24 protein-coding genes are annotated in these 25,897 nt (G+C 44.2%); 11 read left to right on the top strand and 13 right to left on the bottom strand.

Going from position 1 to position 25,897, the window contains the following annotated elements; all coding sequences use genetic code 11:
- Positions 1–630: class I SAM-dependent methyltransferase (locus tag ABY436_RS05790; protein ID WP_372738073.1), on the bottom strand; the 630-nt coding region annotated here is incomplete at its 3' end.
- Between the two features lie 144 nt (positions 631–774).
- Between ABY436_RS05790 and htpX the strand changes: the two genes are divergently transcribed.
- Positions 775–1,659 (top strand): protease HtpX, encoded by an 885-nt coding sequence (htpX, locus tag ABY436_RS05785; protein ID WP_372738072.1) that lies wholly within the window; start codon positions 775–777, stop codon positions 1,657–1,659.
- Positions 1,660–1,768: 109 nt separating this feature from the next.
- Here the strand turns inward: htpX and ABY436_RS05780 are convergent, their stop codons facing one another.
- A complete protein-coding gene (locus ABY436_RS05780; RefSeq protein ID WP_372738071.1) occupies positions 1,769–2,017 on the bottom strand; it encodes a hypothetical protein in 249 nt (82 codons plus the stop codon).
- A 90-nt stretch (positions 2,018–2,107) separates the two neighbouring features.
- Entirely contained in the window at positions 2,108–3,466 is a 1,359-nt protein-coding gene (gene gorA / locus ABY436_RS05775) for a glutathione-disulfide reductase (RefSeq protein ID WP_372738070.1), read from the bottom strand.
- Positions 3,467–3,629: 163 nt separating this feature from the next.
- Between gorA and xthA the strand changes: the two genes are divergently transcribed.
- A complete protein-coding gene (gene xthA, locus ABY436_RS05770; protein WP_372738069.1) occupies positions 3,630–4,445 on the top strand; it encodes an exodeoxyribonuclease III in 816 nt (271 codons plus the stop codon).
- A 20-nt stretch (positions 4,446–4,465) separates the two neighbouring features.
- Here the strand turns inward: xthA and ABY436_RS05765 are convergent, their stop codons facing one another.
- The gene (locus ABY436_RS05765) at positions 4,466–5,416 is read right to left on the bottom strand and encodes a universal stress protein (RefSeq protein WP_372738068.1); all 951 of its coding nucleotides are present in this window, start codon (positions 5,414–5,416) and stop codon (positions 4,466–4,468) included.
- Between the two features lie 159 nt (positions 5,417–5,575).
- Here ABY436_RS05765 and ABY436_RS05760 point away from each other — a divergent pair, with 159 nt between their 5' ends.
- Together ABY436_RS05760 and ABY436_RS05755 are read left to right on the top strand one after the other, a co-directional pair.
- Positions 5,576–5,983 (top strand): DUF2892 domain-containing protein, encoded by a 408-nt coding sequence (locus tag ABY436_RS05760; protein WP_372738067.1) that lies wholly within the window; start codon positions 5,576–5,578, stop codon positions 5,981–5,983.
- Positions 5,984–6,220: 237 nt separating this feature from the next.
- Entirely contained in the window at positions 6,221–6,505 is a 285-nt protein-coding gene (locus tag ABY436_RS05755; RefSeq protein ID WP_372738074.1) for an ArsR/SmtB family transcription factor, read from the top strand.
- Positions 6,506–6,642: 137 nt separating this feature from the next.
- On the opposite strand, the gene ABY436_RS05750 is transcribed toward ABY436_RS05755, so the two are convergent.
- The gene (locus ABY436_RS05750; RefSeq protein WP_372738066.1) at positions 6,643–9,375 is read right to left on the bottom strand and encodes a GNAT family N-acetyltransferase; all 2,733 of its coding nucleotides are present in this window, start codon (positions 9,373–9,375) and stop codon (positions 6,643–6,645) included.
- A gap of 447 nt (positions 9,376–9,822) precedes the next feature.
- Between ABY436_RS05750 and ABY436_RS05745 the strand changes: the two genes are divergently transcribed.
- A complete protein-coding gene (locus ABY436_RS05745) occupies positions 9,823–10,035 on the top strand; it encodes a PA3496 family putative envelope integrity protein (protein WP_372738065.1) in 213 nt (70 codons plus the stop codon).
- Between the two features lie 266 nt (positions 10,036–10,301).
- Positions 10,302–10,508: a PA3496 family putative envelope integrity protein gene (locus ABY436_RS05740; RefSeq protein WP_372738064.1), complete on the top strand. Its 207-nt coding sequence runs from the start codon at positions 10,302–10,304 to the stop codon at positions 10,506–10,508.
- A gap of 161 nt (positions 10,509–10,669) precedes the next feature.
- On the opposite strand, the gene ABY436_RS05735 is transcribed toward ABY436_RS05740, so the two are convergent.
- Positions 10,670–11,302, bottom strand: a complete 633-nt coding sequence (locus ABY436_RS05735; RefSeq protein ID WP_372738063.1) for a LysE family translocator — start codon at positions 11,300–11,302, stop codon at positions 10,670–10,672.
- A 125-nt stretch (positions 11,303–11,427) separates the two neighbouring features.
- On the opposite strand from ABY436_RS05735, the gene ABY436_RS05730 reads away from it, so the two are divergent.
- Positions 11,428–11,958 carry a DUF2058 domain-containing protein gene (locus ABY436_RS05730; protein WP_372738062.1) on the top strand — a complete coding sequence of 177 codons (531 nt, stop codon included), beginning with the start codon at positions 11,428–11,430 and terminating at the stop codon, positions 11,956–11,958.
- A gap of 82 nt (positions 11,959–12,040) precedes the next feature.
- Here the strand turns inward: ABY436_RS05730 and ABY436_RS05725 are convergent, their stop codons facing one another.
- Both ABY436_RS05725 and ABY436_RS05720 read right to left on the bottom strand, forming a co-directional pair.
- Positions 12,041–14,662 (bottom strand): EAL domain-containing protein, encoded by a 2,622-nt coding sequence (locus ABY436_RS05725; protein WP_372738061.1) that lies wholly within the window; start codon positions 14,660–14,662, stop codon positions 12,041–12,043.
- 285 nt (positions 14,663–14,947) lie between these two features.
- On the bottom strand, positions 14,948–15,523 hold the full coding sequence (locus tag ABY436_RS05720; RefSeq protein ID WP_372738060.1) for an SH3 domain-containing protein: 576 nt from the start codon (positions 15,521–15,523) through the stop codon (positions 14,948–14,950).
- A gap of 259 nt (positions 15,524–15,782) precedes the next feature.
- Between ABY436_RS05720 and ABY436_RS05715 the strand changes: the two genes are divergently transcribed.
- From ABY436_RS05715 to ABY436_RS05705, 3 genes are read left to right on the top strand one after another with little or no spacing between them, the layout of a single operon-like run.
- The gene (locus ABY436_RS05715) at positions 15,783–16,265 is read left to right on the top strand and encodes a hypothetical protein (RefSeq protein WP_372738059.1); all 483 of its coding nucleotides are present in this window, start codon (positions 15,783–15,785) and stop codon (positions 16,263–16,265) included.
- Positions 16,262–16,870, top strand: coding sequence for an SCO family protein (locus ABY436_RS05710; protein ID WP_372738058.1), 609 nt, complete (start codon positions 16,262–16,264; stop codon positions 16,868–16,870). Before ABY436_RS05715 ends, ABY436_RS05710 begins: the two co-directional genes overlap by 4 nt.
- A 12-nt stretch (positions 16,871–16,882) precedes the next feature.
- A complete protein-coding gene (locus ABY436_RS05705) occupies positions 16,883–17,353 on the top strand; it encodes a copper chaperone PCu(A)C (protein ID WP_372738057.1) in 471 nt (156 codons plus the stop codon).
- A gap of 118 nt (positions 17,354–17,471) precedes the next feature.
- On the opposite strand, the gene ABY436_RS05700 is transcribed toward ABY436_RS05705, so the two are convergent.
- From ABY436_RS05700 to ABY436_RS05680, 5 genes are all read right to left on the bottom strand, one after another.
- Positions 17,472–17,645, bottom strand: coding sequence for a hypothetical protein (locus tag ABY436_RS05700; RefSeq protein WP_372738056.1), 174 nt, complete (start codon positions 17,643–17,645; stop codon positions 17,472–17,474).
- 149 nt (positions 17,646–17,794) lie between these two features.
- Positions 17,795–18,247, bottom strand: a complete 453-nt coding sequence (gene secB, locus ABY436_RS05695; protein WP_372738055.1) for a protein-export chaperone SecB — start codon at positions 18,245–18,247, stop codon at positions 17,795–17,797.
- Between the two features lie 138 nt (positions 18,248–18,385).
- Positions 18,386–18,886 (bottom strand): acetone carboxylase subunit gamma, encoded by a 501-nt coding sequence (locus ABY436_RS05690; protein WP_372738054.1) that lies wholly within the window; start codon positions 18,884–18,886, stop codon positions 18,386–18,388.
- Between the two features lie 74 nt (positions 18,887–18,960).
- Positions 18,961–21,282, bottom strand: coding sequence for a hydantoinase B/oxoprolinase family protein (locus ABY436_RS05685; RefSeq protein WP_372738053.1), 2,322 nt, complete (start codon positions 21,280–21,282; stop codon positions 18,961–18,963).
- A gap of 34 nt (positions 21,283–21,316) precedes the next feature.
- Positions 21,317–23,461 (bottom strand): hydantoinase/oxoprolinase family protein, encoded by a 2,145-nt coding sequence (locus tag ABY436_RS05680; RefSeq protein ID WP_372738052.1) that lies wholly within the window; start codon positions 23,459–23,461, stop codon positions 21,317–21,319.
- 429 nt (positions 23,462–23,890) lie between these two features.
- On the opposite strand from ABY436_RS05680, the gene ABY436_RS05675 reads away from it, so the two are divergent.
- Complete coding sequence (locus ABY436_RS05675; protein WP_372738051.1) at positions 23,891–25,897, top strand: sigma-54-dependent Fis family transcriptional regulator; 2,007 nt, start codon at positions 23,891–23,893, stop codon at positions 25,895–25,897.

The raw sequence follows: 25,897 nt of genomic DNA, 5'->3' as shown, positions 1-25,897 counted from the left end.
TATATCATAAGGCCCCGGCCGCCTGATCCGCCCCCAGGACTTCAGCATATCGTAGGGCATAAAACTGACCTTAGAAAGATCATGCCCATTTAACTGATGATTAGCGCGGCCAATACTCAAGCCGCGTTTGCTCATATCAACATTGACCACAAGCTGTGCTCCGCCTGCTATTGAGGCAACCGAAAATGCACAGGTAAATGAAAACAGGTTAAGAACCTTTTTATCTTGAGAGTGCAAACGTACCCAGTCCCGTCCATTTCGCATATCTAAAAACAGGCCACTGTTTTGAAACTGTATTGGCCGGATTTCGTATTTCAATGACGACTCATCAGCAATGAGTAATTCAGGCACCTCACCAAAAACCACCTCATGCTGAGTCTCTCGCCCACGCCCGCGGTGCTGAATTAACAGACCAGTCACCCTCGGGTCATTCGCAAAAAAGGTTTTGAGTTCAACCAATGTCATTTCAGAAACATCAGCATACAGCCGGATAATCACCACGGGTGAAAACCAATCGATAACAACTGCTTCATAACCTGGAAAGAAACCACCCCGGCCATGCAATAAACGGCGGCATTGATTATCTGCGGTATTTAATTGATCATGTATCCAACGATAAATATCAGTCACTTAACCTCCTGAGTTGATACTCCGGATTATAAAGAGATGCCCCAAGCCCGACCAGTAAATATATCCCGGGTTAATCTCACAGGGGTTGAAACTTTTATCAAAAGCCTATATCTAAGCGTTATCTAAAATTTTGGGAAATACACTATGCGCATCATTCTCTTCCTTCTGACCAACTTGGCCGTTCTGCTGATCGCCAGTGTCACCCTCAATCTGCTGGGAGTTGAGCATTACCTCTCAGGCACAGGACTGAACCTGACGTCTTTACTTATTTTTTGTGCTGTCTTTGGTTTTGTCGGATCTTTCGTCTCACTGTTTATTTCAAAATGGATGGCTAAAAGGTCAACCGGCACCCAGATTATTGAGCAACCCAGAACCCGGGAAGAAAAATGGCTGGTTGATACCGTTGCTGAGTTAGCTGAAAAAGCCGGTATCGGTATGCCAGAAGTGGGCATATTCCACTCTGAGCAAGCCAACGCTTTTGCAACGGGCTGGAATAAAAATAATGCGCTTGTTGCCGTTAGCACCGGTTTATTGCAACGCTTTCGCCCTGAAGAAGCCAGAGCTGTAATGGCACATGAAATCGGTCATGTAGCCAATGGAGACATGGTAACTCTCACCCTGATTCAAGGTGTGGTAAACACCTTTGTTATGTTCTTTGCGCGCATTGTCGGTTACTTTGTTGACTCACTACTGCGCAAAAACAGTGAGTCCAGTGGCGTAGGCATTGGCTTTTATATTGCCACATTCGTTGCGGAAATTGTTTTTGGTATCGCGGCATCCATGATTGTTGCCTGGTTCTCGCGTCGGCGTGAATTTCGCGCAGATGTAGCCGGTGCTCAATTTGGTAGCACAGCAGGAATGATCGGAGCACTACAGCGACTCAAAGCTGAATCAGAAATGCCGGATCAGCTACCGAGTCAAATGACCGCGTTTGGTATCAGCAGTCATACAAAAATGGGATTTATGGCTTTAATGGCCAGCCATCCTCCCCTGGATGATCGAATCGCTGCGTTACAAAACCAGCGTTAATCTCAAAAACCGGTTCACAATTCAAACATTAAAAAGGGCAGCTAACTTAGGTTAGCTGCCCTTTTTTACGAACCTTTTGATGTCAACCAGTCTGACCGGCGTTACTAGACTATCTGGATTCATCCAGCAGGCAAAATGATAAGAAGGTACTTAACAGTGAGATGACGGCGGCAAAAGGTATCGTAGGAAAAAACAGAATCAATAGCCCGCTGCATACCCACAATCGACGCACAATAGCACATTTACGCTGATATTTTTTTGTGAACTGACGACGATAAAAATGCTGGTTATCCGGTTGCTGATCACGCATCCAGTCCGGTATATAGGCTAGCCATAACATGTTTAGAAGAAATCTCATCGCAGCACTCCCTTTGCTAATAGTCTAGCAGACTGTCGGACTTAATAAAGACCTACAGCCTGCAGGCAATGCTGCGCGGATTTACATTACTTATTTTTTTAGCGGCTCACGCATCGTAACAAACTCTTCAGCGGCCGTTGGATGGATACCGATGGTGGCATCAAATACAGCTTTAGTGGCTCCCGCTTTAAGCGCAACGGCTAACCCCTGAATGATTTCTCCTGCATCCGGACCCACCATATGCACCCCCAGCACTTTATCACTGCTCTTCTCTACGATCATCTTCATTAATGTGCGTTCATCGCTACCCGACATCGTATGCTTCATCGCACGGAATTCACTACGATACACATCAATATCTTTACCTTGCTCGCGCGCCTGCTCTTCAGACAAGCCCACCGTACCGATATTTGGCTGACAAAATACAGCCGTAGGTATCAGGTCATAATCAACCGCAGGATTGCCTTCCTGATAAAGGTGTCGTACCAATGCCATACCTTCTGCCAAAGCTACGGGCGTCAACTGCACACGATCAATCACATCACCAATGGCGTAAACTGACGGCACGTTAGTCTGAAAGCTATCATTAACGATAATGGCGCCATTTTTTTGCTGCTCGACGCCCAATGCCTCAAGTCCAAGGTCATTGACGTTAGGCACACGCCCCGTCGCATACAGCACGCAATCTGTTTCGTGAGTAGAGCCATCTGTCAGCGTCAATAACAAACTGCCATCTGCCTGCTTTTCAATCGACTCAATATTGTTATTGAACTTAAGATCCACATGCTTCTTGGCGACTTCCTGAGCCACAAACTCACGCAAATCTCTATCAAACCCGCGAAGGAACAGGTCACCTCGATAAATCAGGCTAGTTTCAGCGCCTAAGCCCGCAAAGATGCCAGCAAACTCAACCGCAATATATCCGCCACCCACAACGACTGCGCGCTTAGGGAATGACTCCAGGAAAAACACTTCGTTTGAACTAATGATGTGCTCTTTACCGGGTATTTCCGGAACAAATGGCCACCCGCCCGTTGCTAGCAAAATCCGTTCAGCGGTGTAATTCTTTCCATTAACCGCAACCGTATGCTCGTCCACCAGCGTACCTCTGCCCTCCAGTAGTTTGCAGCCGGAATTAACTAACAGGTTACGATAGATACCGTTAAGTCGGCTGATTTCGTCATTTTTTCTATCACGCAACGTTGGCCAGTCAAAACTACGCTCCCCAACCGTCCAGCCAAAGCCTGCTGCATCGTTGAACTCTTCTTTGTAATGCGACGCATAGACAAATAGCTTCTTGGGAACACAGCCTACGTTGACGCAAGTACCACCCAGATAACGGTCTTCAGTGACCGCTACTTTTACACCCATTGCTGCCGCCATGCGTGCCGCCCGAACACCACCAGAACCAGCCCCGATAACAAACAGATCAAAATCATATGCAGACACAGCTTAACTCCCAATATAAATTTTGTTAACTGTAACGATTCAGCTTATAAAGTACCAATCAAAGATAACTAATATAACGATAGGAAAATCAAATGAACCAGCCTCCATACGCGTTTGCAAACATGTTAGAATAGCCGCTAATTTAACCTGTGATGACGCCTCAATGAAAATTATCTCTTTTAATATTAATGGATTACGCGCACGTCCTCATCAAGTTGCCGCTCTTATTGAGAAATACTCTCCTGATATCATAGGGCTTCAGGAGATCAAAGTTGATGACCCTCAGTTTCCCATAGAGATGATTGAAGCGCATGGCTACCATGTTGAATTCTTCGGACAGAAAAGCCATTACGGCGTATGTCTGATATCAAAAAACCCACCTCTGAGTATTCAAAAAGGCTTCCTTACTGATGAACCGGACGCGCAACGCCGAATGATCATTGGCAAATACGCCACACCTAAAGGGAATACTGTGACTGTTCTCAACGGTTACTTTCCTCAGGGTGAAAATATTGCACATCCCATTAAGTTCCCAGCGAAAGCGCGTTTTTATGAAGACCTGCAAAACTACTTAACAACGCATCACACACCAGATGAAAACCTAATCGTCATGGGGGATATCAATATCTCGCCAACAGACTCCGATATTGGTATTGGTGAAGTCAACCGTAAGCGTTGGCTGAAAACTGGTAAATCCAGCTTTCAGCCTATCGAAAGAGAGTGGCTCGCTCGCTTACAAAGCTGGGGGCTGATAGACACTTTCCGACAGTTTCATCCGGATGTGAATGACCGTTTCAGCTGGTTTGACTATCGCAGCAGAGGCTTTGAGCCGGAACCCAAACGCGGTTTAAGAATTGACGTTATTTTGGCTACCCCTTCTCTAAGCCAAACATGCCAAAACTCGGACATCGATTACGAAATCAGAGGAATGGAGAAACCCTCTGATCACGCACCTATCTGGGCCTGTTTTGACCTCTAGTTTCACTTCAGATTGTTAACCTAGAGGCTATTTTCTGTTACCGGGCTGATAAAGCCCGGCTGTTTCACCAGCAAGATATCGCAATTCACATGATCAACTATTCGCTCAACCGAACTTCCGATCAAAAATCGATCCAGAAAGCCTCTTGCTATTGAACCCATGACAAGCAGATCTATATGTTCACGCTGAACCATCTCGGGTATTACTTTATGCACTTCACCATCTTCAAGATGAAGTATTCCTGATGCCAACGCCTTATTATCTTCCATCAAAGACTTTAGTGCCGTGGTGTGCTGTATTTTAACTTTTTTATGTAGCGCCGCGTAATCCAGTGTCAGGTGCTCATCAAAAATTGCCGATTGCGGAATACTCGTAAAACTATGGGCAACATGCAGTTCACCTACTAATAGATCTACCAATAAGCAGGCGCTTTCCAATATTTCATGATCCAGAGCCTTAGGCTTATCACTTTCATGAAATGGATCAACCAACGCAGCAACCCGAGGATGAGCAGACCAGTCCTGACCTCTCATTAACAATAAAGGCACAGGACATTGAGCAATTAACTGCCAATCGCCCTGTCGGAAAAGATAGTGTCCCTGCGGATGCTTACCGATAACAGATATCACCATATCCGCTTGATACCTGATCGCCTTTCTAACAATCCCTTCAGCTGCATTCCGATGCCAGGCTACATCGTAGCTGACTTCCCCTGCAACCTCTCCTCCGCTGGCTTCAAGCTGTTCTGCTAACTTAATAAGCGCTTTCTCTTTCCCGTGTAGAAAGCCCGCAATTGCATGCTTTTCAGCTTTTTCATCAAACAGATAACTACGATGCAAAGACGAGTTATAACAACACGCAAACAACTCAACTTTCACATTTTCCTGTTGAGTTAATTGCTTAAGTTTTTTCATTAGCACATCATTCATCTGAGATATATCCAGATGTACTAAAATTTTAGTTTTCTTCATAGCCCTCTCCTGCACCTGCGTACTTATCATTAACAATAACAAAAAAGTAAACTTTAGCTTTGATCTCGCTCACGCTTCAGCCAAAACATGCGCTGCTTTCTTTTAAATTAGATAACTCTAATGTAAAATCAGACCAATATTAACTATCGGAGGTTTATCATGACCGTCAATGCAGCGCTTCGCTTAATGGCTGGAACAGTAGTACTTATTAGCCTCGTGCTAGGTACTGTTGTCAGCCAGAACTGGTTTTATTTGACCGGTTTTGTAGGTTTAAACTTACTTCAGTCTGCTTTTACAGGCTGGTGTCCTGCTATCACTATATTTAACAAGCTTGGGCTAAAGCAAGAATCCTGTAACAATAGAGGGATGAGTGTGAACCAAGGGGTACATATTTTAGCTGGCTCCATTATTCTGGGGACAGTGATAGCCGTCATGATTTTCAGTGTAAACATTATGTTTTTTATTATTACTGGCATAGTAGGCGCAAATTTAATTCAATCGGCTTTTACTGGTTGGTGCCCGGGCTTGACTATTGCCCGTTTTTCAGGATTTAAAGATACGGTTTGAAATAAAGTATCGGCACCAGACTTCTGTAAATAACGGCTTAATAGCGCCTTAACAGGCGCTTTTTTATGGTAAAAACCTATATTTCATCCTATTATCTGTATATTAGAAGAGTGACATTACAAAAAGATTTTGTGACAGGCTCAAAAATTTGTTTTATCTCAACTTATACCCTGTGGAGAGTAAAATTTGGCCCATACAGATACTGAATCCAGCCTCAGCGCCGATACGCTGGAAATGATGAAAACCAATGCATCACGTGCCGCTAAACTGATGAAAGCGCTCGGCAATGAAAGTCGCCTGCTGATCCTTTGTTATTTAGATGACAAAGAGCTCTCTGTCACACAACTCAACAATTGTCTTGATTTAAGCCAGTCAGCTTTGTCCCAGCACCTTGCTGTTTTAAGAAAAGACGGTTTAGTCAATACTCGCCGCGAATCTCAGACTATTTATTACTCACTGTCCGGCGATACCGCTAAACGCATAATCCATACGCTTCACGAAATGTACTGCCCAACTATTTAATACAAGCTTATCGAGGAAAGCCCTCGCATCAAACTCTTGTTTAAGATTCTTAATTATAAATAAGAGTTATAAATAAGGCGCCAACAGGCGCCTTAATTTATTGCATCAACTTACCACTAAGCTTAATACAAATAAGACTAGGGCTGCAGTCTTGTAAACTGCCAATCTTCAACGGGCTCATTCAGCATCATCTTCATGTCGACGACCTCCTCTTCCATATTGAAGGTGTTAGTAAATCCAAGTTTCATAGCGAGCCCTTGCATCCCTTTATTCGTTGGTAACGTCGATCCTTCAATCATGAGTGTATGTTGGCTGCGGCAGTAATCAATCGCTTTACGCATCAAAATAACACCCAGCCCCTCTCCCTGAAGATCATCACGGATAACAATAGAGAATTCACTTTTTATGTTATCGGGATCTGTTACCACACGAACAACCCCCAGCGTTTCAGGTCCTTTTCCATCAAGGCTTGGCGCAGACACAATAAAGGCCATTTCACGGTCATAATCTATCTGCGTCCAACTGGCCAGCTCCTGATGCGAAGGCACTCCACGGCTGTAAAAATAGCGCATCCTAATCGACTCAGGACTAAGCTTATTATAAAACTCAAGATGACGAGGTTCATCCTCACCGCGAATGGGCCTGACAACAGCAGGCCGGCCGGACCGCTTCAACGCGATACGCTCTTCCAGATCACCAGGATAAGGAGAGATTGCTAATTCGGATTTCTCGCCAATTGACACGGCCACATCAACAGCGAGGATACCTAACTTATTTAACAACAGTGGATTTATTTCCAGCCCTTTCAAGTGCGGGAGATCCACCACCATTTCTGACAGCTTAAGAATCATGTCAGTCAGTTGCTCCATATCCCTTTCAGGTTGAAAGCTATGCTCTTTGATAATTTTATAAACACGAGAGCTTTTAACCAACTCTTTTGCCAAGGCCTTGTTCATCGGCGGTAACATGACATGCCTGTCTGCGAGGACATCGACCGTAAAACCACCCATTCCAAAAACGATTACAGGGCCGAAGGTAGGATCCCTGCTAACACCCACATTGATTTGCAACGATTGAAATCCACGTTTCATTTGTTGAACGCAAAACCCCATACTTGCCTCTTCACCCATGCGCTCACTTACACCATAGGCAAGTTTATTGGTCGCATAACGTACATCACTGGGTGAATTCAAATCCTGAACCAAGTCGCGACGCTGAAATAACTGATCATCATAACTGAAGGGATAAATATTCTTCTGATGCAAAGCCTTAACAGCAACAGGCCCTCCTACCTCTTTTGCCAGTTCTACCACACCATCTATATCATCAGCATAGTAACTATTCTGCACCGGTATATCATATAGATCTAACAGACTGCAGGCTTCACTATGCTTAAGATAGTTTCGAGGCACTGCCATCGCGTCTGCAATTATTTTTTTAGCTTTCTGATGGTTTTGCGTATTTTGTTCTATATATGAAGCCGGTGTTTGACGCATAACCTCCTGATTACGCCGGTATTCAACCATGTACATAAATGCATCTACCGCTTCTTCCGGTGTAATAAAGGTTGCTACATTAGCTGAATTACAGTGATTTCTTGCTGCAATCGCTGTTGCTCGTCCCATCCAGCATGTCAAAATATTGCGTGGCGACTTACGCACAACTTTTATGAGTTCATCAGCCGTTTCAAAACTCGGTGCTGAATGCGTGGGAGCATGAATAGTTAATATGACATCAACTTCTTTATCTTTAGATAAAATTTCAGTCACTTTCGCAAAGCGCTCAGGCGTCGCATCGGCACACAGATCAACAGGATTCTTTTCATTCCAGCCAGCGGGCAGAACGGGAACTAACGCAGCAATGGTCTCCTGACTAAGGCGCGCCAACTTACCGCCCGTTTTCAGCAAACGGTCAGTTGCCAAGGCGTTTGGCCCCATACCATTACAAACAATAGCGAGACGCTCACCTCGCAACGGTTTCATTCGCGACAGCGTTTCAAGAGCATTGAATAGCTGATCGGATGTCCCTACACGCACAACGCCTGCGCGCCTGAGTGCGGCATCATAGACAATATCTTCATCAGGAATACCTGGTGTGCGGCTCTTTTGTACTACCCCGTCGGAAAAAACACCGGATTTAAGCACGAGCACCAGCTTATTTCTTGAGGCAGCGCGCAATGCAGATATAAAATTTCTGGCTGAACCTGAAACGCTGACTAATTGTAGCAAGATAGAATGGGTATACTGATCCTTAGAAACATAATCAATGACTGAAGACAGATCGACATCAACACCCCCACCCAATGTCAGGAAATGCGAAAACCCGATCTCTTGCCCGCTAGCCCAGTCAATCATCGCCGTGCCCAGCATACCGGACTGACCAATATAGGCGACTTTGCCTTTTTGGATATTCATATGGGAGTAGCTGGCATTCATACTCGAACCAGGTACTAACATACCCATGCAGTCAGGGCCAAGTATGCGGATACCATAAGGCTTGGCTGCTTCCTTAACTGACTCGCTTAGGGTACTTGCTTCCAGATTAGTCGTAATCGAAAGCCCACCCGTCAAAATCATAGCGGCCTTTACACTATGTGCGCCCAATTTTCGTATAATATCTGAAACTGTACCAGGCGGAGAGCAAATAATTGCCAGATCAGGCATCTCAGGCAGATCCGAGATGCTTTTATAGCAAGGAACACCGTAAACGTTATCGTAGCCTTCCGGATTAATACACATCAACAGACCCGGAAACTTACTGTCCAATAAGTTATGAACGACAATGCCCCCCATGCTGCCCGGTTTTTCAGACGCACCAAAGACAACAATCGACTTAGGTTTAAAAAAACGCTTTAAGTATTTAGTGCCCAAAACCGTACCTCCCCATGCTGATACGAGCAAACTATTAGATAGTTTAAGTATACATCAATATCAAAATTACGCAGTCGCAACAAATAATATATCCATATTTTACTGGGCTAAATCAATAAAATTATTATTTATTGCTGCAGTTGCACAATACAAAACCCCACTTTCAGACAGAAACCCGATGAACTAAAGGCCATCCTGAAATACATCAACGCCTGAGCGGTCACCTGTTTCTTGTCAAAATCGACTAAGCATCTAAAGCCACCTGCTCGCTTGTTGAGTTTTATTCAAACAACGCATAAAAACATCAAATTTTTTTCAATTTACAGTAGCGATTTCCGCTGTTAAATATCACTTTATAATCGCGGTTTACGAAATTTAACCGTTCGTAGAACGATACTTAGTAATTTTACATATTTACAACTACTTATATCAGGAGGTATCACTCTAATGAGGGATAAAATGATTATTAGTGATGACTCGTTAGATGATTCAGATAACTACGACGCTGACGCTGAAGGTGAAGCTGAAGACGAAACAGATTTAGGTTTCATCAGCACACAGAAAAATACGCGCCGTAATATCCGACACAATATCGAAGAGATGCTCGAAGCGAGACGGCTGCAAAAAAGCATGAAAGAAGTTTTTGATGACGACTACTGAGTTTTTTATAAAAACCGACTAAGGCTTGCATGTAAACGCAAGCCTTTTTATCTTGGAGAATACACAAAAACCTTAACCATTGAGAACTTCTCACTTTTAGCCACTATCGATTTAAAAAAACAATTTCTCGTATCTGAATCTTCCGATATATATTGAAAAAACAGGCGGGGTTGATATTTATCAAACCAGTTAAATAATCTTCACCGCTTATATTTCAGAACAGCTCCCCTGTTCTTCAACCTAGATATATCGTAGAGAACACGTTTATGAGTACCAAGATTCGCGTTGCGAGCATCTCATCACAAATTGATGAATGGGATGAGCCTATATTTGATGACGATGATTCTAATAAAATCAAAAAGCGCGGTAGTTTTAACGGGGAAAAACGCAAAAAAATGGACTCTTTTCTTGAAGAGCGTCGTCTTAAACAACATAGTGTTCATGACTATAGCTATGACAGCATGAGCAGATAGTACACCACCCTTTATGCACCTTGAGCATCTTTCTTCAGGGTGTAAATTGAGATGCATTTGTACTTAGGCCTGGTTAGAGTTGACTTCTTTAGAGATGTCCTCCTTTGACGCAGGCCTTTATTATTCCTTCTACTTTTAACTGATTACCACTTTAACTTTTTTCACTCATTTTTAGTTAGTGCCATGCTCACCCCTATAATCACCATCACTGCACCTGTGATACCTTGCAACACTTTTTCGACACGCTCTCCCGCGCCCCACTCTTTGATACGATAGAGCAGCAAAGTTAAAGCAGATAACCACACCATACCTATCATAAAATGTATGCCTGCCAAACTTAAAGATTGTAGTAACAGGTTACCATCAGGGCTGACAAACTGTGGAAAAAAAGCCATATAAAAAACAATCGGCTTAGGATTTAAGACATTTGACAACAGCCCTTCTCTTATGGACCTTAACCCATTGAAATCAAGTGATTTAACCGGAACTACACCCGCCAATGATGAAGTCCCTGATGAGCGCAGACTTTGAATACCCAGCCACACCAAATACAATGCCCCGGCTAACTTCAGCAAGCCAAATGCCCATGCGGATTGCAGTAATATCACTGAAATCCCGACAGCTGAAACGGTAGCATGGACAAACAGGCCGCTACAGATCCCCAGGCTACTCACCACCCCATCTTTCCACCCTCCTCTGCTGGTATTTCGTAAAACCAATAAGGTGTCTATTCCGGGGGAAATCGTGAGTAATGTAATAGCCACGATAAAGGCTACAAACTGAGTATCTGTCATTCTGCTTCTCACTTTATATGAAGCCTGAAATATACGTCAGATATTTAAATGAAGGAAGCTTGCAACTCATTTTAAAAAAAGCGTGTGTTATCATATAGCCAAAAATTTCTAGTGAGTATTTACTGATGGCTATTTCTCTTCAGGATCAGTTATTAAAAGCCGGGCTGGCTAATAAGCAACAAGCAAAAAAAGCCAAAGCACAAAAGAAAAAAGCAACCAAACAAGAGACCGTTGCGTCTTCTGCACAGACACAACTCAGCTTGGAAAAAGCACGCCAGGAGAAAACTCAACGAGATAAAGCACTGAACAAACAGCGCGAAGAGGAAAAAGCTAAAAAAGCATTAGACGCCGAAGCCAGACAGCTTATAGAGCATCATAAAATACATATCAGCGACAAAGCAGACATTGCCTACCGCTTTGTTGATGGTAAATTGATTAAGAATTTATATGTTACTCAGGAGCTATATAATCAACTTGTGCGTTCGCAATGTGTCATTAGTAAGTTAGATGAAAAATATTATCTGATCCCCCTTGCCGTTGCCGACCGCGTTGAAACTCGTCAACCCAGTTGGATTATCCGCATAAAACCTACTGAACAAGTAGCAGAAGATGACCCTTATGCCGCCTATGCCATTCCTGATGATTTAATGTGGTAAAAGCATCGAGTGCAGTACAAACTGCCTGGTGTATTCTAAAAAGAATACACCAGGCTCTCGCGGGAAGTAAAAATGCGCAACATCAGATAGCCCAGTCGGGCGTTTCCTGCTGGCTTTTCAGATGTCCGGTCATCTGCTCATAATTAAGTGGTTTAGTGAAGAGGTAGCCTTGTCCCAAATCACAGCCATAGACTCTGAGAAGCGCCAGTTGATCTTCATCTTCAATCCCTTCCGCCACCACTTTAAGCCCTAGCTTATGCGCCATTGTGATCACCGTATGAGTTAACGTTGCATCACTGCGATTGTCGACCATATCAGTAATGAAACAACGGTCTATTTTCAAAGCAGAGACAGGAAAACGGGTTAAATAACTCAGCGAACTATAACCGGTGCCGAAGTCATCAATGCTTAAGGAAACGCCCAGGGCAAGCAGACTATTCAACACAGGCTGGACCTCTTCCAGACGCTGTGCCAGCATGGATTCAGTAATTTCTAACTCTAATACACTGGGATTTATTCCGGTATCTTTTATGACTTTCTGAACTGTCCCGACGATATCAGAATTCGTCAACTGATACATTGACACGTTGACAGCCATCGCCAACGGCTGGCTTACTAAATTCTGAAATTTCTGCAAGTCCCGGCATGCTTCATAAAGTGCAAACTCACCTAGCTTATCAATAACGCCGATCTCTTCTGCCGCAGAGATAAACTCCTCAGGGCTAACAAATCCTAACCGCGGACTTTCCCAACGCATTAATGCTTCAAAGCCATATACTTCTCCTGAGCTAATCTTATTTTTGGTTTGATAGACCATAAATAGCTCATTGTTGGCTAACGCATTACGAACCTCAGATTCGAGTTCAATTTTACGTTTATTCTTATCATCCAGTTCGCTACTAAAGAAGCTATAACAACGCCGTCCCCTATTTTTGGATTCATAAAGCGCGATATCCGCATGTTTCAACAGGCTAGACACATCCGCGCTATCCTCTGGATAACAAGCAATACCAATACTCACCGATATAAAAAGTTTCTTTCCTTCCAGCAAGACAGGCTCTCGCATAACCGTCATGATATCGTCAGCCAACGCCGTTATATCATCCTTACCATCAAATAACATAGAGACAAGAAACTCATCACCACTCATATGACAAGCAACGCCCTGATCCGAAACTGCTTTCTGTAGCCTGACGGCGACCAACTGCAACATTTGATCACCTAATATATGACCAAAGGTATCATTCACTTGCTTGAAGTTGTCTACATCCATATAAAGAATTGCGACACGCTGGTTTTTTTGCCAGGCACTCTTTAAATTTTCGTTGAGCAACTCACTTGTCCGACGACGATTAGGTAAGCCCGTTAATGCATCAAAGTTTGCTTGTTTATAGAGCCGTACCTCAACCTGTTTTCGCTCAGTAATATCCTGCGTAACGATGACATAATTACTGATCTTTCCGTCATCATCAGTCATAGCGCTGATAGAATAGGAAAACCATTGTTTTTGCTCTCTGGCACGACGCTCCCCGTACCAGTTATTGCCATGCAACAGGTTTTCAGAAACAGCAGCCACATCATCTTTTAACAAGGTATGCGGAAAATGTTCAAGTAACATCTGGCCCGGAATCAGTTTAATGGAAGCCTCTGCGCCATCACTCAGACGATCATTCGCATATTCAATCAACCATTTCTCGTCCGTAACGATAACACTGCTGGGACTTTGCTCAATCGCTCGTGATAGCTTAAACACATTATGCTCAGCAACATTCCTCGCGGACTCAAAACGTGATGCGCGTGTGATGATGATTCTAAATACAAAAAGACCGGCGACCAGGAATATAAAAACAGCGAGTGCGACGAACTTCATGCGCTCAAACCAGCGACTCAGCAGATCCGCGCTCTGGATTCCACTGACAATATAAAAATGATACGACTCTATCAGACTTGCTGTAATTAATAGCTTTTCATCTTGGTACTGCACATCACGTGTTTGCCACTGACCCGCTTTTTCAGTCAATTCAGCCAATGTTTGCAAAAAGCCTTCCTCGACTTTCATTGATACAAAACTTTGCCAAAAAGTATCTGATTCAGGATATGAGATATAAACGCGCCCATCCTCCCCTATAATCATCGAACGACGCTTGCTTTCTGCCTCTTCCGCTTCTTGCCAAATAGCATTATTACCTAACAGACGGTAAGCAGCGACGACGTAGCCTGTCGTGACACCGCTACTATTTTTAATCGGCTTACGCATTGGAAGAATGTTCTCGCCCACAAAAGTAGGCCGAAATGGACGACCAATCGTCACCTGATCATTATCAAACAGGTCCAGCCACTCCAGCGTATGAATATTTCCGGTTGTGGCAATAATTGCGCCTTTACTGTTAACGACGGCCAACACCCGCATTTGAGGTGTGGCCCTGAGGACATCATTCAAGCGTATCTGAATAATATTATCGGGATTATCGGTGACAATGATAGATTGCGCTAACTCACCGAGTAGCGTTTCCTGATGCACAAAAAAACGCTTAACAACGCTCGTCAGGCTCTGATTATGGGGTGTCAAAGAGAGGTTTGCCTGTTGCTTTACATTACTCCAGGTAGCGTAACTAAAGGCTAACAGTGCCAGCAACATTAATAATGATAGTAAGCCGTATATTAATTTAAACCAACGTGCTGTCTTGGTGTTTACTTCTGTCATTTACGCCTCATTATCCATGGCAACGCAGCATACATACTATCATCAGATTACTTAATGTTTACCGACTACATCAGAAGCACACACAACTAAATAATCTCACAGTAAGAACAGCTACACCCTACTAACGAATAACTAACCATACTTCCATTGCAGAAGGTCATTACAGGAGTTCATTTGAGAAGCCTAATACATTCAATAGTCGGTCATTATTTACACTTCAGTATAGCTATATAGTGTAGCTATTATTTGATAATTTACACTTGTTAGCCTGGAGGGATTTCAGGGCTAACTTTTTTGAGCGATACAACGATAATCAACCACTGTTACTTTTTCAACAGACTCTTTTGAAAGAGGGAAGACTATTAACTGCATTCGGGCAGCTCCGGCTCCTTTTTTAAGGGGTGTTCGGATACGTGCTGCTTCCTGTAATGGTTGAACATCTCCATTAGCCAAATGTAATAACACCTCAGACTCGCATCTGACCTGCGCGGCATCTTCATTCAGCGGCCCTGTCACCGTAAAATCGATATCCAGCATACAGCTGCTCACACCTGTCTTTTCAGCATTAGGCAAACATTTTAAATGTGCACCAATCGATTCTGCTTTAACGACGGCGTCTTCCTGCCGATCAACACTCTCAGGTTGAATATAAATAGCATATATCCAACCTTCGACCTGTCTGCCATCCGGGTGTAAAAAGAATATGTTCGCCCAATCGCCTTCCTGTTTGATAAATAGAACCTGTTCGCCTTTCTTTGCCTGAGCCAAGGTGGGGAATTTTTTACCCGGCCCGGAACGAACATTAATAGGCTCATCGTTGACCCGGTAAAAATCCAAAGCAGACACAAAGGAACTGCTCATCAATAAACCGAGAAACATAACAATAAAGAACTGCCGCATAAAAACCCCGAATACCTGCCCAATGCCCGATAATTTTGTGACTTTTTTGGGCAAAAACCACGATGATACTTTCAATGTTAAAACCATAACTTTCGTCACTGCTAAGTGCAAGCATAAAGAGCATTTCACAGTATTCATGGCACCTTCATGGTGCGACAATGCGTCACATGGCCGAGAGAGATCGTAACCATTAAAATATGTCTGAAAAATGGATAGCTACATGGCGAAAAGCAAAACTATGCAACTTATCAGCGCATTGACAGGAATAACACTCTTAACCGGAGTTTTGTTATTTCTTTTAAAGCTGCCTGACATTCTCGCTAAACCACAACCGCCGGTGTTATATGCATTAGCGGAAAATTGCGATCTGAATACAGGGGCATGCACCGCAACCAAGGGAGAAAAAGGCATCTCTGTTGCGATAACCTCAGAGAAAATTTCATCGCTTGTACCTTTGATTTTTTCTGTCACGCTAACCAATATTAATGCCCAAAGCGTCGTACTGGACCTACAAGGAAAAGATATGTTCATGGGTATTAACCAAATTAAGTTGTCGCCTGCCTCCGACGGAAAAACCTGGGAAGGAACAGCAGAGCTAGCGGTTTGCACAACAAGCACTATGTTCTGGCGTGCATCCATCTTAGCGTACCCTGATGAGTCATCGAATCCTGAGAAAGCCACTTTTGAGTTTGAAGCAAAATGAAAAACAGCACACTATCTACACTGCGCATATTGCTTGTATTAACATTATTAATGCTTATTGGTTTGGCGGCTGTTTTTGTCCTCAAACCGCAATCAGTCAACAGCGAAAACATCATCACATTAGGCGGTGATTTTACGCTTGAGTCTAACCAGGGACCTGTCTCACTGAGCGACTATAAAGGAAAAGTTGTTGCCATCTATATCGGCTATGCATCCTGTCCTGATGTTTGTCCGACCGCACTGGCCGTAATGACACAAGCATTTAAGGCGCTTACAGAATCAGAAAAACAACAGGTGGCCGGACTTTTTATCAGTGTTGATCCTGAAAGAGACACGCCAGAAAAACTTGAAACTTACGTAAAATTCTTCAGCCCGATGCTAACGGGCATTACCGGTGATCAGAGCACGATTGATAAAGTAGTCAAACAATACGGTGCTTTCTATCGCAAAGTAGAATTAACAGACTCAGCCATGGGCTATGCCGTAGATCACTCATCCAGGATCTATCTGATTGATACGTCTGGCAAACTCTATAAGCCTCTATTTCACAACACCTCCCCAACGCAACTATTGACAGAAATACGTACGCTGATCAATCAGAGCTAACAGGAAAACTTCATGAAAAAATTACTGCTTTCAAGTGCATTATTACTCGCTTCTCATTTCGCCCTTGCCGATGTTAATGTTGAGTCGGCGTATGTCCGCGCCGTTCCTCCGGGTCAAATGAACAGCGCTGCTTTTATGCAGCTGAAAAATGAGGGCCCCGGAGACATTTCGCTGGTTGCAGCAAAAAGCCAGGCTGCCAAAAATGCAGAACTACATACTCACACTCAGGATAACGGTGTGATGCGCATGCGACAGGTTAGCGAAATTAGTTTGCCAGCAGGTGAAGTCATCACGCTTCAACCCGGTGGAATGCATATCATGCTGATCGGCTTAACTCAGAATCTGGCTGCCGGTGAAAACATCAGCCTCTCGTTAGAGTTTTCAGATGGATCACAACAGGCGTTAGAGGTACCTGTAGAAGGGATAATGCCTATGGAAAAAATGGGCACTATGATGCATGAACAAAAGCATATAACACAATAAATACGAAACAGGTGTTGAGCCACGGCCACTACGACTGAGAAATGACCTACTTCAACGGTTAATGTGGCTCCCACCTGCCAGATCGACATATACTTCAGTTCATATAAAGTTGAGTAGTTTAAGATTTTTTACTTTCATTTATCAAAAACTCTTTTTTTCTATTTACATAAGTTTTTATCTTCAACACATGACAAACAATCAAACCTAGTATTTTCCATCCTCTTTTTTGCAAAGCGCTTTGCTTGTAATCAGGCTGAAACTTAAGCAATAAAAGACGTCTGTTTTCTGACATGGGCAGTCTCCTTCACACAGTGCTTTCAAATACTTTTAAACTATATCAGTGGCTCCTCCAGACACAGTTAACATTCCTATCTAATTAACAGAATCACCCACCGTCTATTAATTGAAACCTCCCGGCTTAATCATAGGGCTTTTCATCGTTTACGCAGACTTCTTATTTTTTTCTGTATAGAGAGCATCAAAATTAACCGGTGCAATCATTAACGGAGGAAATCCGCCTTTTAGCAAGATGTGATCAATAGTCTCTCGTACATAAGGAAACATTACAGCCGGACAAGCGGATCCAAGAGCCTCGTCCAATTGCTGCTGAGGAAACCCTGTGATAGCAAACATAGCGGCTTGGTCAACCTCAACCACAAACGCCAATTTTTCTTGATTTTTAGCGGTGACTGCAATCGAGAGTACCGCCTCATATAGCCCCTCCTCGATCGGTTCATAAAAAGTATTCAGATCCAGCGTTATTGACGGTTTCCATTCTGACTGAAACACCATCGCTGAATTAGGGGATTCAAATGATGAGTTTTTTACATAAATTTTCTGTAATGCGAAAAATGGGGATTCAGTTCCCAGTTTATCTTTATTTTTTTCTGACATGGGATGCTCCGGTAATCGAAATCTATTACATATTCTCATTGAATACATTTTATTCATTGCACGTTTTTCAGTGAATATTGCCGAGTAAAACTTCCAGCCGAAATGGCCGGAAGTTAACGTTTAATTAAACAGCTAGAATCAGGCGTTTACCGGCGCGGGTAAATCTAACCAATTAAACAACGCAGGAAGGTCTGGCTGAAAATCATGAATAACCGGATACCAAGGTGTTGGAGCCTCGATATCGTGCATGACACCACAAGTAGGACAGTAGTACTCGCGATAAACCTGCCAGTTAGTATCAGGAGCCATCAGCTTTGGATAGACTTCCTGCATTTTTTCTTCGTCATCACGAACATAAACCAGCGCATTCAACTTCCAGTTTTTTCGGTAATCGCCGAAATCATGTCCACAGGAACATTTTGTGACAAGTGATTTATCCGCCTCAATTTCAGCCAGATAAAGGTGCGGGCCAAACGCCATAATGATTTTATCGTTCCAATCCACCTGATCCTGTAATACGGAGATGTAATTGGCATAACGTTCTTTGTCTTTAGGCATTGACAACATCTTGTGCAGCGTGTCCCAGTCAAGGCTGCCTTTAACCAGATCCGACACCTGTTTTTTTGTAAAATTTGACATAATCAGTCTCTCTTTATTTTTTGAGTTTTGAGAATAAATCACGAGGAGTGCAAGGCATCCCTCAGAGCTGCCGCTTACTGCTCTGTCATGATTACCGGGCGCACATCAGGTAGTTCGCTAATATCCATATGATGCTTAGCACCAAACATAGGGATACCCAGATCTTCCTCTTTCAGCTCCCAAGCCGAAGGCAGATCCCAGAATGTTTTAAACTCATTAAGGAATCTATCCGACAGAAAAAAGCTGGATGAGAACATTTGCTGAACCTGAACAGAGGCGTCTTTATCCAGAATGCGCTGACGCTCACCTTCCATCCATTTTTGAGTCGGAGTACCCCGAGCAATACGCTCTTTGCGGATTGCCGCACGCCGTGCAATAGTCTTCTTCTCATCAACACTCCATGTACCTTTTTTATCCTGAAAGATCACCACGCCGTAGACCTTTTCAGCAAACTCTGACAAGACATAATTCTGATTAAGATCGTTCTCTACCCCGGCAATGTCTCTATCCAGGGGATCTCCAAACCCTGGACCACCACGTAGATAGTTCAGATAAAGATCACCATTTTCAAAAATCGCTTCAGTAGTAATGCACTGCTTATCCCGTTTAACCTGAGCATCAGGACCTAAGTGCTTTTCAAGTTCGCACTTGCCAGGATCCCGGTCTTTGCCAAGCGGCAAAGACTTCCCTTCTTTAATACGATCCAGTAAGCCGGTATTATGAGCTTCGAAACGGTAGCCCGTTGCCGCCGGGTAGCCACCCATGAGACCCCAGTCGCTATTCATATAACCGTTACCCATGAAGAACATTGTCCAATCAGCAGAGCCCCAAACCATACGTAGGGTTTCAAAGCCCAGACCGCCGCGATACTTGCCGTATCCACCGGTATTGGTTTTAATTGTTCGACCCATATAGAGTAGTGGTTCAGCTAGCTCCCAGATCTCGATATCACCCATATCGCCCTCTGGATTCCAAATAGCTGCCGCATGGTTCAGACCATCCTTGACCGCACATGCTCCCGTGCCACAGGCCGCCGTTTCGAAGCTGTTGACCGCATGTATCTCACCTTCCTGGTTAATACCGCCACCTTGTAGCCAGTTACAAGGGTTTGAGTTACCAGCGTTCACCTCTTCCAGATAGCCCCGCCCAAAATAGGTACGGCTCATGCCTCTCCATAATGAACTCCATGAGGACACTAAGAAATGCCAGGCATCGGCATGGGCTGTGCGCCGGTCATCCGGATTGGTCCAGGTACCTTTTGGCAAACGGAACTCAGTGGCATAACGAGCGCCGTCATTAATCCGCTCGGTTGGTACCAACGACTGAGTCATCATTACCCAAATACCGCTAGTAAAGGCTACTGGATTAGCGTTGTAAGTGTGCCAGCCCCAGCGACTACAGCCTTCAAAATCGAGACGCCAGGTGGCATCCGGTTTGACGGTTATTTCACAAGGGGCATGCATGATGGTGTCAACTTTGGCAAAAGGAGATGACAGTGCCACATCGTCATGGGCATAGGGAACATCAACAAACGCTACGGTTTTTATCTTACCCGGAATAGTCATTGCTTTTATTCGGCTGACCAGTCCACGTCTACCATCTTCAATAACTTCAGTAGAGAATTTTTCGTAGGCAGCCAGACCCTCTTCGCGCACCGTTTCTTCAACCAGGTCACGAATCATGTGGCAACCGGCAATACGGGTTTTCTCGTCCAAAATCCAGTATTTTGGTGTCCGAACATTTCGCTGACTCTCATGGAGCCAGTCTCGTAGCGGAGTATCATTGATACCCGTTTTACGACAAGTTATCTGCACCCCATCACCAAAACGCTGAACCTGTCCATTTGACATGGAGCCTGGCCCTACTGCACCCACATCGATTACATGGGTTACACCGCCAACCCAACCAATCAAGCTATTTTCATGAAAAATAGGCACGATGGTGGCGATATCACATGGGTGTACGTTACCAATCTGACAATCGTTATTAGTAAACATATCACCTGGATTAATGCCGGGGTTGGCTTCCCAGTTGTTTTGAATCATATATTTGATGGCAGCCCCCATAGTGCCTACATGAATAATGATTCCAGTTGATGTGGCAATACAGTCACCTGCCACATTATAAAGGGTAAAACACAGCTCCCCCTCCTGCTCAACGATAGGAGATGCTGCTATTTTCTTTGCAACTTCTCTGGAGTTAACCAAACCAGCTCGCAGCTTTGAAAAGATCCGTTCATAGCCAATAGGATCACTTTCTTTAAATTCAAGTTTGTCCAATCCATTATAGAAACCAGTATCTTGTGTCCGCTGAAGAATTAAATTTCGATGATCATCAAGCGTCAAACCGCTTTTCAATAAGCAGGATTTACCATTAAATTTTTGTTGAATAGTCATATTTTGTCCTCGCTTTGTTATATTTATTATCGGGTTACTGGCATTCAATCAGGTGGAATAACCGGTTCACATCCAGAAAAGTTTCAAATCCTGGTGGTATCACATAGGTAGTGGCATCAGATTCGATAACAGCAGGACCTTTAACCTCATTGCCGGGTTTCAGTAGCTCCATTTTGTAAATTGCTGCTTCGACCCACTCCTTCTCGTAATAGAAAGGACGCTTGCCCTGACGTGACTCTACTGGAGGTGTAGGACCAGCATTTGGCTCGACCGGTATATTTGGTTTCTTGGTTTCCACTGAACCACGCATGATAGCGCCGGTAATACCGTAACCCAGTTCAGGAGAGCGAGCGGCATCAGCGTAAACTCGGGCATAGGTATCGTTAAACGACTGAACCAAGGCATCCCAGTCTTCAGCACCAGACAGAGCAGGCAGAGGTGAGTCTATTTCCAGATCATTCAACTGGCCCAGATACTGCATTGAATAACCCGGTGTCAAAGTAACCTCTTCATCCTTGAAGCCATTGATACGGAACTCTTCGAGAACCTTATTGCGCAGCTCATCCCACGCTGCTTGCAAAGTTTTAGTAGAAGCAGCAATATGATCCTGACTAGACTCCTCAGTAATCCCGATATCGACACTCTTGTCGTAACGATATTCAAAGTCAGCTGTCGCGCAGCCAAATGCAGAGAATCCAGCAGCCCAAGCTGGAACGATAGTTTCTTTAAACCCCAGCCCCTTGGTGTAACCATAAGCGTGTACAGGACCGCCCCCGCCATATGAGAAGCAAACAAAGTCCGTGGGGCTATAGCCTTTACCGGTAATCATCGCTCGTAGATGTTGTCGCAATGACAGATCCAGAAGTTCAATTACACCCGCTGCAGCATCTTCTACAGAAAGATCCAGAGGGTCCGCTATTTGACGTTTAATTTCGCGACGTGCACGCTCAACATCCAGCTCAAGAATTCCACCAAGAAAATTATCGGGATTCAGATATCCAAGGATAATGTGACAATCGGTAACCGAAACGGTATCTACGCCACCTTCAGGCCAGCACGTACCTACCTTATAACCGGCACTATCTGGTCCCAATTTAATCGCATTCGCATGCGGATCTATACGAACAAAGCTGCCTGCTCCAGCTCCGATCGTATCCATCGCAACCAGCGGTAGTGAAAGTACCAACCGAGCCATATCGCCATCTTTATGAATTGCAAAGTTATTTTTAGTGATTAGTGCCATATCAAAACTGGTACCACCAATATCGGAACAAGCAATATTTTCGTAGCCTAGTTTTTCACCTAGATATTTAGCGCCTATAACGCCACCGATCGGACCGGAAACTAATGAACGAGCTAGTTCCTTAGCTTTCCAGCTTATGGTGCCACCATGACTAGCCATAACCCGCAGATCAAATTCACCACCTACTTTTTTCATACTATCGCTGATAGTACCTAGCGTAGCGCGGGAAGGTTCAGCCGCGTAGGCTTCGAGAATTGTAGTATTTGTACGGTGACTCTCTTTACGCATAGGGTAGTAATCGACGGATGCAAAGACAGGTATATCGACACCCATCTCGCGCGCTACTTCCTTGCAAACATCACGGACCGCTTTCTCATGTTCTTCATAGAGATAGGAACTCAACAGACTTATCACAATCGCCTTACAGCCCTGTTCTATTAACTCACGCGCAGCTTCTCGGGCTTCGTGCAAACGCACGGCAATAACAACATTGCCCTTTGAATCTACTCGTTCGGTAACACCCCTGGTGTCCTTTATATCCACCAATGGTTCATCGTACCGGTGGGTATTGAGGTGTATTCGATCTTCAAAGGCATATCCCAGATAACTCTGGATAGCACGGCCCATTCGATGGAAATCCTCAAATCCTTTGCTGACGATCAGACCCGTACGCAGCCCTTTTCGACCAACCACTCGGTTAAGCATTGCAGTACCAGAAAAAACGCAAGTTACCATTTCAGGAAAAACATCCTCGACCTTTCGATCCCAATGGGCCAACGCATCTGTACTGGATTCGAGTACTGCCTGTGATTCATTAATATTACTTTGCGCTTTACCGACGACAAACTCCCCGTCAGCACGCACAAAAAAAGTATCGGTCATAGTGCCGCCGGCATCTATCCCAAGAACTTCTACTGGATTAGTTAATTGATTCAAGATGATGTCCTCATTTTATTTTTATTGTTTCCTCTACCCAGTGAGATTCACTGTAGCAAGGAACCAAATCAGCCAGACAGATGCCAAACTGATTTATATCTTGTATAGCATTGAGCGTGCCAATGAAAATATATACATATAAAACAATTACTTAATAAAAATTTAGAGATTTTTATCAGAAACAGGAACATCAGTATTTCGATAATCAGTCGATTATCAGTCGGTTATCAGTCGGTTATCAGTCGCAAGTCGTTCGTAAATCAAACCCTGCGATCCCGACACCCATATTTGGTTGTTCGAAGAAGGATTAAGCAGAAAACACACATTAACGCCACGAGTAAACGTACACAAAATGGTTGATTGTAAATCAGCAGTAGTAGGTTCAGAATTACAAAAATATAAAAATATAAAAATAACGGTATGGCCATCATGAATCCGAAATGTACCCTACGAGGATCGGCAGCGGTCGAACATCCTAGGAAAATAGCAAAAGCACGGGAAACGCTGCTCAGCAACGGCTCTCTTTCAGATGACTCCGTAAGACCAGTGATCCAGGCATCTTGGCAACGCTGTGTATCTGAAGACGTCAACCCACTGATCGCCAACCAGGCTGTTGTGCTGGATGCCCCCCACCTGGATTCAGTTAAAAAGAATTACCGTGATCTCATTTCTGCTTCAGAGCCGGTCATGCACGATGCACAGGATCTGCTGGCAAACTCGAGCACAATCATGCATTTGGTAGCGCCAACAGGAATGATTTTATGTTCACAGGGCGATATTCATACTCGTGATCTGGCCGATAACTTTAGTCTTGCTCCCGGCGCAAACTGGAATGAAAGTGTTGCGGGAACAAATGCCATAGGCACTGCACTTAACATTGGCGCAGCCCTACAAGTCCACGCTTTTGAGCATTTCTGCGAGAACATAAATAACTGGACCTGTTCAGCAGCAGTAATCCGCGATCCGTTCGAAAACAAAATTTTAGGTGCTGTTAATATATCCGGGCTCAAACATACCCAGCATGACTACTGTCTGGCACTTGCCGTTTCCGGTGCGCATCAGATCGAGGGACAATTGGCGCAAATAAAGTTAGCGAAGCGTGACTTACTCTTGGGTGTAACCCTTAATAGCTTCGCCTCGACACGTAATGATGGCCTGCTCCTGATTGATCAGGACGGCCGTGTAGTCCGCACAAATCAACAAGCAGATAGAGTAATGGCGGCTCGCGGTCTAACCATTGATTTAAGTCCTTTCAATCCAATACTCACTCTCAATGATGAAAGGCGTTTGGTAGGAAAAACAAAACCCATATTAAACCAGCTCAATCCCGAGTGGATTCAACCTGTTACCCATCAGGAAGAGCTAATCGGATATATCGCAGTGGTGCCCTTCCCGGTACCTCGTCGCAAGGCCGTTCAAAGCTCAAACGATGAAGAGCGAACAAACTCCGAAAAAACCGGAAATGGTTTTTCCCGACTCGTCGGAGACAGCCCTTTATTTGTTAAATGTATACAGCAAGCCGCCCGTTTAGCTAAAGCACCGATTCCCATATTATTACAGGGAGAGACTGGCGTCGGAAAAGAACTCTTTGCCAATGCCATGCATGAAATGAACCCCAGCCATAATAGAGACTTTATCGCCCTTAATTGCGGGTGTTTGTCCCGGGATCTTCTTGCTGGTGAGTTATTCGGTTATATCGAAGGGGCCTTTACCGGAGCTCGCCGAGGCGGAATGGCGGGTAAGATAGAAGCGGCGGATGGTGGGACACTTTTTCTCGACGAGATTGGCGAGATGCCTTTGGACCTGCAACCAATGTTTTTGCGAGTACTTCAGGAATCCGAAATCTGCCGGATCGGTGAAACACAACCCAGAAAAGTAAACTTTCGGCTGATTGCCGCAACTAATCGTGACTTAGCACAAGAAGTGGCCGAAGGACGTTTCCGGGTTGACCTCTACTACCGGATATCATCCATGACCTTAACAATCCCGCCGCTGAGACAGCGTGACGGTGATGTAATACTTCTGGCAGAACATATTTTAGAACGACTAGCTGAACAGTACGGTGGCGAGACAAAGAAACTAGATCCAGCGCTGAAATCGCTTCTTGAAGGTTACGCTTGGCCAGGTAATATCCGTCAACTAAGTAATCTGGTTACTGCCGCCTATTTTCTGACAGATCGTGAAGTTCTGACAGCTACAGACCTTCCGACGGATCTTCAGTCTGATCAAGCCGATAAGCCAAACAATAATGAAGATGACACACAAGACACACAAAATGACTGTGCGAACCCACTGGATCAGGCTGAAAAAGAGGTGATCTGCCGTGTTCTTCAAGAGCAGGATGGTAACCTTACCCGTACCGCCAAGCAGTTAAATATCGCAAAGAGCACGCTTTATATTAAGCTCAATAAGTATGGCATCAACCGTTCGACTTGA

Origin of the sequence: Neptunomonas sp., assembly GCF_041601355.1 — a bacterium.
In the GTDB taxonomy this organism is placed as follows: domain Bacteria; phylum Pseudomonadota; class Gammaproteobacteria; order Pseudomonadales; family Balneatricaceae; genus Neptunomonas.
Note: the sequence above shows the minus strand (reverse complement) of the source record. Positions and strands in the feature narration are given on the sequence as shown.

Coding starts and splice junctions, on each gene's coding strand:
- ABY436_RS05700 (WP_372738056.1), bottom strand. CDS start 17,645: ATGTCAGAAAACAGACGTCTTTTATTGCTTAAGTTTCAGCCTGATTAC.
- ABY436_RS05735 (WP_372738063.1), bottom strand. CDS start 11,302: ATGACAGATACTCAGTTTGTAGCCTTTATCGTGGCTATTACATTACTC.
- ABY436_RS05740 (WP_372738064.1), top strand. CDS start 10,302: ATGAGTACCAAGATTCGCGTTGCGAGCATCTCATCACAAATTGATGAA.
- ABY436_RS05760 (WP_372738067.1), top strand. CDS start 5,576: ATGACCGTCAATGCAGCGCTTCGCTTAATGGCTGGAACAGTAGTACTT.
- ABY436_RS05675 (WP_372738051.1), top strand. CDS start 23,891: ATGAATCCGAAATGTACCCTACGAGGATCGGCAGCGGTCGAACATCCT.
- ABY436_RS05765 (WP_372738068.1), bottom strand. CDS start 5,416: ATGAAGAAAACTAAAATTTTAGTACATCTGGATATATCTCAGATGAAT.
- ABY436_RS05730 (WP_372738062.1), top strand. CDS start 11,428: ATGGCTATTTCTCTTCAGGATCAGTTATTAAAAGCCGGGCTGGCTAAT.
- ABY436_RS05705 (WP_372738057.1), top strand. CDS start 16,883: ATGAAAAAATTACTGCTTTCAAGTGCATTATTACTCGCTTCTCATTTC.
- ABY436_RS05715 (WP_372738059.1), top strand. CDS start 15,783: ATGGCGAAAAGCAAAACTATGCAACTTATCAGCGCATTGACAGGAATA.
- ABY436_RS05755 (WP_372738074.1), top strand. CDS start 6,221: ATGAAAACCAATGCATCACGTGCCGCTAAACTGATGAAAGCGCTCGGC.
- ABY436_RS05725 (WP_372738061.1), bottom strand. CDS start 14,662: ATGACAGAAGTAAACACCAAGACAGCACGTTGGTTTAAATTAATATAC.
- xthA (WP_372738069.1), top strand. CDS start 3,630: ATGAAAATTATCTCTTTTAATATTAATGGATTACGCGCACGTCCTCAT.
- ABY436_RS05780 (WP_372738071.1), bottom strand. CDS start 2,017: ATGAGATTTCTTCTAAACATGTTATGGCTAGCCTATATACCGGACTGG.
- ABY436_RS05720 (WP_372738060.1), bottom strand. CDS start 15,523: ATGAGCAGTTCCTTTGTGTCTGCTTTGGATTTTTACCGGGTCAACGAT.
- ABY436_RS05690 (WP_372738054.1), bottom strand. CDS start 18,886: ATGTCAAATTTTACAAAAAAACAGGTGTCGGATCTGGTTAAAGGCAGC.
- htpX (WP_372738072.1), top strand. CDS start 775: ATGCGCATCATTCTCTTCCTTCTGACCAACTTGGCCGTTCTGCTGATC.
- ABY436_RS05685 (WP_372738053.1), bottom strand. CDS start 21,282: ATGACTATTCAACAAAAATTTAATGGTAAATCCTGCTTATTGAAAAGC.
- ABY436_RS05710 (WP_372738058.1), top strand. CDS start 16,262: ATGAAAAACAGCACACTATCTACACTGCGCATATTGCTTGTATTAACA.
- secB (WP_372738055.1), bottom strand. CDS start 18,247: ATGTCAGAAAAAAATAAAGATAAACTGGGAACTGAATCCCCATTTTTC.
- ABY436_RS05745 (WP_372738065.1), top strand. CDS start 9,823: ATGAGGGATAAAATGATTATTAGTGATGACTCGTTAGATGATTCAGAT.